Source organism: Corallococcus sp. CA049B, from assembly GCF_003611685.1.
GTDB classification, from domain to species: domain Bacteria; phylum Myxococcota; class Myxococcia; order Myxococcales; family Myxococcaceae; genus Corallococcus; species Corallococcus coralloides.
This window is the reverse complement of the sequence record NZ_RAWC01000272.1, coordinates 1-10647: the sequence shown is the minus strand read 5'-3', so window position 1 is coordinate 10647 and position 10647 is coordinate 1. Positions and strand designations below refer to the sequence as shown.

The window sequence follows — 10647 nt, the reverse complement described above, 5'->3', positions numbered from 1 at the left end:
CTCCAGGGTGGGGACCAGGGAGACGTTCTCCACGCGGGTGCGGTAGCAGGCGCGGTTGCTGGTGCCGGTGGGGGGCAGCGGGACGATGGAGTAGCCGTAGCCGCGCTCGCGGTGGAAGTCGAGGTCGGCGCTGAGCGGGTCGCCGTGGGCTTCGACCTCCGCCACGTTGGTGAGGCCGTCCCGGTCGCTGTCGAGCAGGTCCTCGGCGACGAGCGGGTTCGTCCGCGACAGGGCCTCCACCAGGTCCGGCAGGCCGTCGCCGTCGGTGTCGCCCACGCAGGGGTCGCTGCCCAGCACGCGCTCCTCGCAGTCGTTGAGCCGGTCGCCGTCGGTGTCCTGCACCACGCTGCAGCCGTTGATGATGTCCACGGCGAGCGGATCCAGCCCCATGCGCAGCTCCACGCCGTCCATGAGCCCGTCCTGGTCGGTGTCCGGGACGGCGGGGTCCAGGCCCAGGGCGCGCTCGTCGTCGTCCGCCACGCCGTCACCGTCGCTGTCGGTGAGCATCTGGCCGTTTCTCACCTGCACGTTGCGGTTGAAGGCGAGGAAGCGCTTCAACTTGAGCGCGTTGTCGAGCGCGCCGTAGTCCAGCCGCGTGAGCGCGTTGGGCAGGCCCACGAAGTCCGTCTCCACGGGCGCGCTGCCGCCCGCGTTGGCGATGGCGGCCACCTGCAACCGCGTGACGGGGTCGGGCGTGGCATCGCGGACGTAGACGGGCTGGACGCTGACGTCGCCCGCGCCCAGCTGCTCCACCAGGCCCTTGAGCTCGCCCACCACGGCGGTCAGCTCGCACTGGCTGCACGAGGCGTTGCACTGCGCCTGGGCTTCCGGGGACGCGTTGCAGCCGGCGGCCTGGGACAGCGCGGTGCAGCGGCTGTCGATGCCGATGTTGAAGGCCGGGTTGTCACAGCTCACGTCGGAGCTGCGGATGACGGGCGCGACCACGTAGCGCGAGCGCGCGACCTCCCCCTTGCAGGAGGCCTGCATCTCGCCGGACATCAGGCTCTTGGACAGCCGCAGCGCGGAGCGGATGCTGATGGGGCCATCCTGCTGGTAGCTGGCGTAGCGGGGCAGGACGGACTGGAAGCTGGCGGCGTCCGTGAAGCTGCCTTGCAGACCGGTGGCCACCGAGTGGAAGGCCACGAGCCCGAAGCGCATCTGGGGGCCGGTATAGCGCGAGGTGAGCGTGGTGAGCCCGTCCACCGCGGAGCCCACCACCTCCGGCTCCACGCCCGTGCCGCCCTGGAGCGCGAAGATGACCTTCACGGGGAACGCGTCGCCGGTGGCCTCTGGGACGCAGAGGTCGCCCTCGAAGTTGGCGCGGTCCCGTGTGCCGCCCGCGCGGTCATCAATCGAATAGAGCCCCGCGTCGGTGCACGACAGCCACAACGTTGGAAGCAGGAGCCAGGCGACCCGGGGGGAGGAACGCATTCGTTGGATTGTAGACCTCAGCCCCCCCTTCCAACGCAAGCGACCCGAGGGCCGGCTCCACGTGAAGCCCCCGACACCGCTCCGGCCTCTTCGCGCCGGCCGAGAAAAGGTCGCCGCCAACCAGGCTGGAATGTCCACATCCCGCCTGGAATCACCCCTCAACAGAATCCTGGTCTTACCGGGATGGTTCCGATTTCGGGGAGGGGAAAGACATTGCCCATGCAGTTCAATCCCCAAGGAGCAAGACCATGAAGAAGACGACCATGAAGCTGGGCGGGACCGTGGCGATGTTCGTGCTGGCGCTGGGTGCGACGGGCGCGATGGCTCACAACCGTGAGGTGAAGAGCCACGATCCGCGCATGGCGGTGGCCATGGAGGAGGTCGTGCTGGTGTCGAAGACGGGCCCCCTGGCGGGCGGCTCCGGCAGCGGCAACGGCAACTGCGGCATCCTCAGCAACATCCTCGGCGGCGGCAACATCCTGGGCAACACCACGGGCAACCTGCTGGGCATCTTCATCGGCGGCGGCAGCATCTCCGGCAACTGCAACTGAGCGCCGGCGGACGTCACAACCCCCTGAAGTGAAGTAGCGGTCCATTCAAGACGGACCCGACGCCGGAGGTGCCCCCTCCGGCGCTCGGTCTGGAGCCCCCATGCGACACACGTTGACTCCCCGGCACGGGCTGTTGACCGGCCTCGCCGTGCTGCACCTGTTGATGGTGGCCCGTGGCGCGCTGCACGTGCCCCTGCTCCCGCTGACGGACACGACGAAGACCTGGGCGCAGGCCTATGGGCACTGGACGGGGTCGAGCAGCGGCTTCAGCTTCTTCGCCCCCGGGGTGAGCCCGGCGGTGCGTGTCTCCTTCGACGTGGAAGATGCGTCCGGCGAACAACTGCACGACGACTTCCGGTCGGACAACGGCGCCGTGAGCGTGCGCATCCATTCCATGAACCTGCGCTTCAGCCTGGAGGAGAGCCGGGACGCGCTGGCCCGCGCGTGGGCGGCGGCGATGTTCGGCCGGCACCCGGACGCGCGAGCCGTCACGGTGCGCGTGGACTCGTTGCAGTTGCCCAGCATGGCGGCGCACCTCCAGGGGTCGCGGCCGCTCTGGACGGAGGCCTACCGCGCGGAGTTCCAGCGGCGCGCTCCCGCGGCCGTGTCCACGGGGGAGGTGACGCCATGAGCGTCCAGACCTGGAAGTCCGAGGTGGGAGCCAGGCTGGCGGCGTTCGTCGGCGAGCCTTCTTCTCCGCAGCCGCTGGGCGTCTTGCGCATCGGCGTGGCGGCGCTGCTGCTCATCCAGGCGTGGAGCCTGTCGGAGATCCTGCCGGAGCTGCTGGGCAACCAGGGCTGGGTGCCCTGGAGCGTCTCCGAGGCGATGGCGTCCCCGTCCGTGCCCCGGGTGGGCGCGGTGGTGGCCGCGCTGGAGCCGCTGGGCTTCTCGCAGGCGGCCAGCATCCAGGGCCTGACGTTCGTCTACGTGGTGGCGCTGCTGGGGCTTTTTCTGGGCCTGCACACGCGGCTGTCGGCGGTGGTGGCGTGGGTCCTCCACACGGTGCTGCTCAACAGCATCAGCTTCTTCTCCTACGGCGTGGAGACCTTCGCGCACATCAGTCTGTTCTATTGCGCGGTGATGCCGGTGGGGACGGCGTACTCCCTGGACGTGCGGGCGAAGAGGCTCTCCGGCGCGCCGTCCGCGCTGGCGACGCTGTCGCTGCGCGTGTTGCAGGTGCACCTGTGCATCATCTACCTGACCACGGGCCTGGAGAAGCTGCTGGGGCCGGTGTGGCGGGACGGGACGGCGCTCTGGGAGGTGCTGATGCAGCCCCAGTACGGCCAGTTCGACTTCGCGTGGCTCGCGGTGGTGCCGTGGCTGGTGAAGCTGGCCACGTGGGGCACGCTGGTGGTGGAGGTGGGCTACGCGTTCTGCGTCTGGCCCCGGCGCACGCGGGGGCTCTGGGTGGCGCTGACGATGGGCCTGCACCTGGGCATCGCGGTGATGATGGGGCTGTGGATGTTCAGCGGGATGATGGCCGTGCTCACGTTCGCGGCGTTCGGCTGGCCGCTGATCTCCCATGCGCTGGCCACCCGGGTCCGCGCCGCGGTGCTGCTCCCCTTCCACTCCAACCCCGCGCGTTAGGGCGTGGGCTTCGTGGGTGACGGCTCCCGCTCGGGGGCCGCGGCGCGCGTCACGCGCAGCCTCGGCTTCGCGATGTTGGCGGCATCCAGTGCGTGGACGGACAGCTCCACGTCGACACATTCAGGTCCGGGCTGCCCGGTCGCGGACTGGGGGAAGAGCGGGACGGATACATCCCGCCCGTACCACTGGCCTGGCCCGAGGAGGAGGATGTCCTCTTCCCTGCGCGGTGGCGTCCGGACGTCGCCAACGAGGAACGGCAGGGACTTCCCGCTGGCACAGTCCAGGACCCGCTCCACGGTCAGCGTGTGGCTCTCGATGAGACGCCGGTCCAGACACAGGCTTCCATTCGAGCTCCCCAGTAACAGGCGCCCTGACAGGGTCTGTCCGTCGAAGCCCGCGTGCTGGAACTCCACCCGCGCGGTCGCCGCTTCATGTTTCGGGCAGGTGGCGGACTGAGCGTCGGCACCGGGTCTCGGCGTGCCAGGAGCTTGAGCCGCGGCACACGCCCAGTGCAGGGCGGCGACGCAGATGAAGATCGTCCAGGATGAGAACCGACGCATCCGCCAACCCTACTCACAGCGTGAGCAGGTACGCGAGCAGGTCATCGCGCTCCTCGGCGGTGAGTTCCTGCGCGGCGCCGTGGTTCAGGCCTGGGGTCTCAAGCAGCGTGCGCAGCGGGAAGCGTGTGCCCACCACGAGCCGGTCCTCCTGCACCGCGTAGCCCGCAGTGGCGCTCGTCAGGAGGGGCCACACGTCCCAGGTGCCCACCAATGACGGCGGCGCCGCTCCCGTCACCAGGTGCTGCTGCTCCAGCCGCAGCGGCAGCGCGATGGGCGTGCCCACGTCCTGGTACTGGCCCCGTGTCGAGGGGTCCTGGTCCAGCGTGAAGAGGGGCGTGGGGTGGCAGGCCAGGCATCGGGCCTTTCCTTCGAAGAGCGCCAGGCCCTTCACCGGATGGCCTGTCCTCCCGTCCGGCAGCGTGACGGTCTCCAGCGGCGCGCCGCCCTCGCCCCGGTAGGGGTTGGGCGGGGTGGGCAGCAGCGAGGTGTAGAGCGCCAGCGCCTCCACCTCCGACGGCAGCGGATCCGGGTTGTGGTAGCGGTTGCGCCCGCCCACCGTCTCCGCCGTCTCCGCGATGCTGCGCGTGCTCGCGGGCGTGAAGTAGGGCGGCGTGTCCCGGCTGCCCAGGGCCGTCGTGGACCGGTAGATGCGCATGGGGCGCGTCTTTTCGAAGAAGACACCACCCGTGTGCCCTTCGATGTGGCACGCGTCGCAGCTCATGCCAGTGCGCCCCACGTCGGTGAAGTAGAGCACCTGCCCCAGCCGGCGCTGCTCGCGCGAGCGCACGTCCACCACCGGCCACTGCCGCGTCACACGCGCTTTTCCCGCCCGCGCCTCGCTCACGTCCACCACCGCCACCGTGCCCGTGAAGCGGTTGAGCACGTAGAGCGTGCGTCCGTCCGGGGACAGCGCCAGCGAGCGCGGCCCGGAGTGCAACTCCAGCCCTGCCCTCCCCTTCGTGCCCAGGTCCTCCACGGGGCGGATCCACGGCGTGCCCTCCGGCGCGTGCACGGGCAGCGTCTGGAGCACCGCCTCGCGCGCCGCCGCGTCGCCCTTCACCAGCGCCTTCGCGTCCAGCACCCGCACCTGCCCCAGGCCCACGTCCGCCGCATAGAGCAACCCGGCGCGGTCATCCAGCGCCAGCCCCTCCGTCACGCCCGCGCCGAAGCCCCGATGCCGCACCACCTCCTGCCGGTCCAGGTCCAGCACCGCGACGCCGCTGTTGGCGCTCACCTCCATGCGCTGGGCGTTGGGACCCACGTTCGGCCCCAGGCTCGACATGAAGAGGCGCTTCAAGCGGTCGCTCGCGACCAGGGCTCGCGGCGCCTTTCCGCCCATCACCTGCGCGGAGAAGGCCTCCGTGGTGCCTCCGATGATGGGGACGCCGGGCTTCGGCACCACCGGCGCCAGCTCCCGGCCGTCATCCTGGCGCAGCAGCACCACCTGCCCCGTCTGGAGGCTGCCCACCGCGAGCAGTCCGTTCCACCGCGCCATCGCGCGCGGGTTCGGATCCACGGCCGCGCTCCACTTCTCGCGGCCATCCTCCAGCGCGAGCGCGTGCACCGTGTCGCGGTGGTGCTCGGCGACGAAGGCCACGCCCTTCGCCCCGTCCACCTCCAGCCCCCACACGCCCGGGGGCGCGGGGACGACCCGGGCCTTCCGCTCCGGCGCGTCCAGCGCGTACAGCCAGAGCTCCGCGCCGTACTGGTGGGCCACGCCCAACCAGGGATGGCCGCTGGCGTCCTTCCAGGTCGCGAGCGCGGACGGCCCGTCCCCCACCGCCATCGCCTCCACGCGCCCGGACGCCACGTCCAGCGCGAACACCGTGTCCGTGGGCGGCGACGCGACGAAGAGCGTGCGCCCATCCGGGGACAGCGCCACCGCCATCAGGTCCGGGAAGGCCGCGTCGTTGACCAGGGTGAGCCGCGTGGTGCCCGTGGGCCGGGGTCCGGTCGCGGCGAGCGACAGCTGCACGTCCGTCTGGAAGGTGCCCTCGGGGAGCTGGAGGTCGGGGGGGAGCCTCGCGTAGCCATGGCGCGCGTCCACCACCGTGAGCGGCACCTCCCGCGACAGGGGCGCGCCGAGCACCAGCCGCAGGCCCGGCACCAGGTTCTCTCCATAGAGGGAGAGCGGCTGCGAGGTCTGGTTGCTGGTCAGCTTCGGGCCCACCGCCTGGAGGATGGGGCGCGGCGCAGCGGGAGCGGCGGACGGCGGCACGGGCGTTGGCGCGGGGCTGCTCCCGGGCTTCAACGCGAACAGCCCGAGCCCCAGGAGCACCAGGGCTCCGAGCACGGCCGCGATCCATCCCCGATGGCGAGTGACACCTATCATGCGTGGGCATGCCTCCCGCGCGCGAGCATCCTCCATCCGCCCACCGTGTCACGATGACTTCGTGCCACGTCTGCTCGCATGCTGGGGAGGCGCCGCTCGGAGGGAACCCCACGGGACGTTTCCAGCGTACCGGCACGAAGCAGGACGAGTCGTGGAGAGTCCGCCCCAGGTGAGGTGGACTGCCCCCCACACCTGATCGCCACGGGCCATGCCATGGGGCTGGAGTGTGCGTTGACAGGTCGGGGCTCGCATCGCTTAACCTGTTGATGATGCGACGTTTCCTCCTCTTCTGTGCCGTCGCCAGCGTGCTCGGCTTCGGTCCCCTCTCCCCCGCGAACGATGCCTGGGCCCAGGGGCGTGCACGCGCCTCCAAGACGAAGGCCGCGAAGGCACCCAAGGCCAAGAAGGGCTCGAGCAAGGCGCCCCCGCGCATCGAGACGAAGTCGAGCACGGCCGTCACGGATCCGGTGACGGGGGATGCCTCGGCAGCCGCGTCGTCCGCGCCGCCGCAGCGCGGCCCGTCGCGCATCGACTTCGACGACCGGCTCATCCAGGGCCAGACGAACAAGTCCGGCGCCGTGTACCTGTATGACCGCAAGGAATTGAAGACGAAGTCGATGCTTCGCGAGCGCGACAGCTTCCGCTCGGAGACGCTCGCCACCGTCTACGATCAGTAGGGCCGTACCGCCCATCACCCCTCGAAGGGAGCGTCACCGTTGAGCGGCCAGCCCAGCGTCCTGCAAGTCGTCATCCTCCGCGACGGCCTCCTGGTGGGGACGGAGGTCTTCGTCCCCGGCACCTACGCGCTCGGCTCCGATGCGTCGTCGGATCTGCGGCTGGACGACGCGTCCGTGTCGCCCCGCCATGCGTTGCTGTACTTCCAGAATGGCCGCACCGCGATCCAGGATGCGGGCGGCGGCGCCAGCGGCGTCTTCGTCAACGGGCACCAGGTCACCGCCTGTGAGATCCGCTCCGTGGACGAGGTGCTGTGCGGTCCGTTCGTCCTGAAGACGCGGATCCTCAACCAGCGTCCCGTCGAGTCCAAGCCGCAGCCGCCGCCCGAGGTCGCCGCGCTCCTCGGAGGTGCGGGGGCTCCGCCCGCCGCGCCCCTGAACGGAGGCAACGGGGCGACGCACGCGTTCGGGCCCGCGAATGGCTTCGCGCCCCAGCACGGCGCGCAGGCCGCGCACGCGCAGCAGCAAGCCGCCTACGCGCAGCAGCAGGCTCAGCAAGCCGCCTACGCGCAGCAACAGGCCCAGCAGGCCGCCTACGCGCAGCAGCAGGCTCAGCAGGCCGCCTACGCGCAGCAGCAGGCGCAGCAGGCCGCCTACGCGCAGCAGCAGGCGCAGCAGGCCGCCTACGCGCAGCAACAGGCCCAGCAGGCCGCCTACGCGCAGCAGCAGGCTCAGCAGGCCGCGCTGGCACAACAGCAGGCCCAGCAGGCCGCGCTGGCACAACAGCAAGCGCAACGAGCCGCTCAGGCCCAGCAGGCCGCACACGCGCAGCAACAAGCCGCGCTCGCGCAGCCGCAGGCCCAGCAGGCCGCACACGCGAAGCAGCAAGCCGCGCTCGCGCAGCAGCAGGCACAACAAGCAGCGCATGCGCAGCAGCAGGCGGCCCAGGCGCAACAAGCGGCCTTCGCGCAGCAGAACGCGCACGCGCAGCACGGCGCGCACGCGGGGCATCCCCAGGCCGCGCACGCTGGCGCCCAGGCAGTGCACGGCGCGCACCCGAATGGTGCCCACGCCGCGCACGCGCACGCCTCGTCGAAGCCGGCTCCCGCTCCCGCCGTTCCCGCGGGCACCGTCCCCTCCGCGCGGCGCCGTCCTCCGTCGGAGGTCATGCCCAGCCTGCTCGCCGTGGACGACCTGCTCGCGGACGTGGACACGGATGTCGCCGCGCCCACCTCCGGCCCCCTCGTCCTCGACGCGGCCCCGGCCAGCCGCCCCACGCACGCGCCGAAGATCGGCCCGGGCAAGGGCGCGGCCCAGCTCTACCTGGAGCTGTACTGGGGCGCCGTGCGCCGCGACGCGCGCCGCTTCGTCCCGGACGCGAAGAAGCCCGTGAAGGCCGCCGTGGACGAGCTGGCCCCCATGCCGCTGTGGGGCTTCGCCCTCCCGGAAGGTGACGACTTCACCCTCGCCGAGTCCGTCAACGGCAACTACCGCCTCTTCGTGCCCCCCGGCACCGACGTGGAGAAGGCGCACAGTGACGGCCGCTTCGCCCCCGTCACCACCGCCGCGCTCGAGTCCGACGGCAGCCGCCGCTTCGTCACCCTGCGCGACGGCGCCGCCGCCCGCCTCACCCAGGGCAAGATGTCGCTCGTCGCCTACGCGGCCCCTGCCCCCGAGCGCGTCTTCGTCAACCCGCTCAAGGGCCTGCCCTGGCTGACCCTCTTCTTCCTCGCCATCTTCGGCGGCGGCCTGGGCTGGTTCATCGCCACCCGGCCTCAAGGCCCCGCGACCGCGGACTTCACGCAGAAGAACCTGCCGCCCGTCGCGCTGCGCCTCATCGCCCCCGAGCCCAAGAAGAAGGAAGAGGCCAAGAAGAAGCTCGAGACGCTCAAGAAGAAGGAGCCCGCGAAGGACAAGCCCGTCGTCGCGGAGAAGGCGCCTCCCAAGCCCGTGAAGGAAGTGCAGGTCCCCAAGGCCGTGGCCGCCGCGCCGGAGAGCAAGGCCCTCAAGGCGCTCGCGAAGCTGTCCGCCGCGGGCCCCGCCACCAACGACCTGCTGGCCGCCGTGGACAAGCTGGGCAGCGGCCCGGGCAGCAAGAACGCCAAGCAGACCAACTACAAGCTGGCGGGCCTCATCGGCAAGGCGCCCATCGCCAACGCGGGCCTGGGCACCTTCGGCCTGGGCGGCGGCGGCAAGGGCGGCGGCGCCACGCTGGGCGCGGAGCTCTTGCGCGGCAAGGGCGGCGGCGGCATTGGCGCGCTGGGCGCGGGCGGCGTGGGCAAGGGCGCGGTGGGCGGCACCGTCACGCGCGCCACCGCGCGCAGCATCTCCTCCACCCAGGGCACCGTGGACCGCGAAGCCGTGGCCAGGGTCATCAACAGCCACCTCAATGAGGTGCACGGCTGCTACGAACGCGCGCTGCTCAAGGACCCCGGCCTCGCCGGCAAGGTGGTGCTGGAGTGGGCCATCGGGCTCAACGGCCGCGTCGCCTCCGCCAAGACGAAGTCCTCCACCCTCCGCAACGCCTCCGTCGAGGCGTGCATCCTCAGCAGCCTGAAGGGCTGGCAGTTCCCAGCCCCCAAGGGCGGCCAGGTCATCATCACGTATCCGTTCCTCTTCAACTCGGTCGGCTACTGACGCGGGGGCGCTCCCCCCACCCCACGTCGTTCCCCGCCTCCTGACAGGAAAAAGTCCCCGTGCGATTCCTCCTGCTCTCCCTCCTGTGCCTGGTGCCCGGCCTCGCGCGCGCCCAGGCCGAGGAACTCGAGAACCCCGGCACCGTCTCCGCGGTGCAGGACCGTCTGTACCGCATGCACCACGAGCTCTCGCTCGGCGTGGGCGTGCTGCCCGCGGATGCCTTCTACAAGGGCCTCATCGGCACCGTCGGCTACACGTACCACTTCAGCGACAGCGTCGCGTGGCAGGTGGGCCGTGGCACGTACAGCTACAACGTGCAGACCAGCCTGCGCCGCCAGTTGGAGCGCGACTTCGACGCGGCCCCCACCGCCACCGCCTTCGAGGACCAGGTGCAGTGGATGGTGGGAAGCGACCTCATGTGGAGCCCGCTGTACGGCAAGACGTCCTTCCTCAACGCCAACGTCATCCACTTCGAGGTCTTCCTGCTGGCCGGCGGCACGGTGGTGAAGGTGGACCGCAGCGACGGCTTCCGCCCCGCCGTCAACCTGGGCCTGGGCGTGCGCATGTTCTCCAGCCAGAACGTGTCCTTCCGGCTGGACGTCACCAACAACACCGTCTTCGCGGGCGCGTCGCGCATCATCAACGTGCCCACCGTGCAGATTGGGACGGCCTTCAACTTCGGCGCCACGGAATGACGTCCCGCCCGCTCATCGTCGCCGCGCTCGCCAGCGCCGCGCTCCTCGTGTCCCCGGCGGTCGCCCTCGCGGCACCGGACGCGGGCACGCTGCCCATGCCACCTCCACCGGCCGCCGCCACGGCGAAGGCACCGGACGCGGGCACCGCCGGCCCCACGGACGCGGGCACCGCCGCCGTCC

General features: G+C 71.3%; 9 protein-coding genes and 1 pseudogene. 7 read left to right on the top strand and 3 right to left on the bottom strand.

All coding sequences use genetic code 11. The annotated features are described in order from the left end of the window. Window positions 1-1431 (bottom strand): calcium-binding protein (locus D7W82_RS35340; RefSeq protein WP_120622522.1); only part of this gene is annotated, 1431 nt, incomplete at its 3' end. A 248-nt stretch (window positions 1432-1679) separates the two neighbouring features. Between D7W82_RS35340 and D7W82_RS35335 the strand changes: the two genes are divergently transcribed. The 3 genes from D7W82_RS35335 (at window position 1680) to D7W82_RS35325 (ending at window position 3569) form a co-directional block, all read left to right on the top strand. Continuing rightward, window positions 1680-1982 carry a hypothetical protein gene (locus D7W82_RS35335; RefSeq protein WP_120622521.1) on the top strand — a complete coding sequence of 101 codons (303 nt, stop codon included), beginning with the start codon at window positions 1680-1682 and terminating at the stop codon, window positions 1980-1982. Window positions 1983-2082: 100 nt separating this feature from the next. Further along, on the top strand, window positions 2083-2613 hold the full coding sequence (locus tag D7W82_RS35330) for a hypothetical protein (RefSeq protein ID WP_147439708.1): 531 nt from the start codon (window positions 2083-2085) through the stop codon (window positions 2611-2613). Then, entirely contained in the window at window positions 2610-3569 is a 960-nt protein-coding gene (locus D7W82_RS35325; protein WP_120622519.1) for a hypothetical protein, read from the top strand. Before D7W82_RS35330 ends, D7W82_RS35325 begins: the two co-directional genes overlap by 4 nt. On the opposite strand, the gene D7W82_RS35320 is transcribed toward D7W82_RS35325, so the two are convergent. Both D7W82_RS35320 and D7W82_RS35315 read right to left on the bottom strand, forming a co-directional pair. After that, window positions 3566-3982: a hypothetical protein gene (locus tag D7W82_RS35320; RefSeq protein ID WP_120622518.1), complete on the bottom strand. Its 417-nt coding sequence runs from the start codon at window positions 3980-3982 to the stop codon at window positions 3566-3568. The genes D7W82_RS35325 and D7W82_RS35320 overlap by 4 nt on opposite strands. 160 nt (window positions 3983-4142) lie before the next feature. Beyond that, window positions 4143-6497, bottom strand: coding sequence for an MtsA protein (locus tag D7W82_RS35315; RefSeq protein ID WP_120622517.1), 2355 nt, complete (start codon window positions 6495-6497; stop codon window positions 4143-4145). Window positions 6498-6727: 230 nt separating this feature from the next. On the opposite strand from D7W82_RS35315, the gene D7W82_RS35310 reads away from it, so the two are divergent. The 4 genes and pseudogenes from D7W82_RS35310 to D7W82_RS35295 all read left to right on the top strand — a co-directional run. Beyond that, window positions 6728-7138, top strand: coding sequence for a hypothetical protein (locus tag D7W82_RS35310; protein WP_233588131.1), 411 nt, complete (start codon window positions 6728-6730; stop codon window positions 7136-7138). 39 nt (window positions 7139-7177) lie between these two features. After that, window positions 7178-9772, top strand: coding sequence for an AgmX/PglI C-terminal domain-containing protein (locus D7W82_RS35305; protein ID WP_120622516.1), 2595 nt, complete (start codon window positions 7178-7180; stop codon window positions 9770-9772). Between the two features lie 59 nt (window positions 9773-9831). Next, the gene (locus D7W82_RS35300; protein WP_120622515.1) at window positions 9832-10467 is read left to right on the top strand and encodes an outer membrane beta-barrel domain-containing protein; all 636 of its coding nucleotides are present in this window, start codon (window positions 9832-9834) and stop codon (window positions 10465-10467) included. Then, window positions 10464-10647 (top strand): annotated as a pseudogene (locus tag D7W82_RS35295) (hypothetical protein); the annotation flags it as partial. The gene D7W82_RS35300 and the pseudogene D7W82_RS35295, both read left to right, overlap by 4 nt.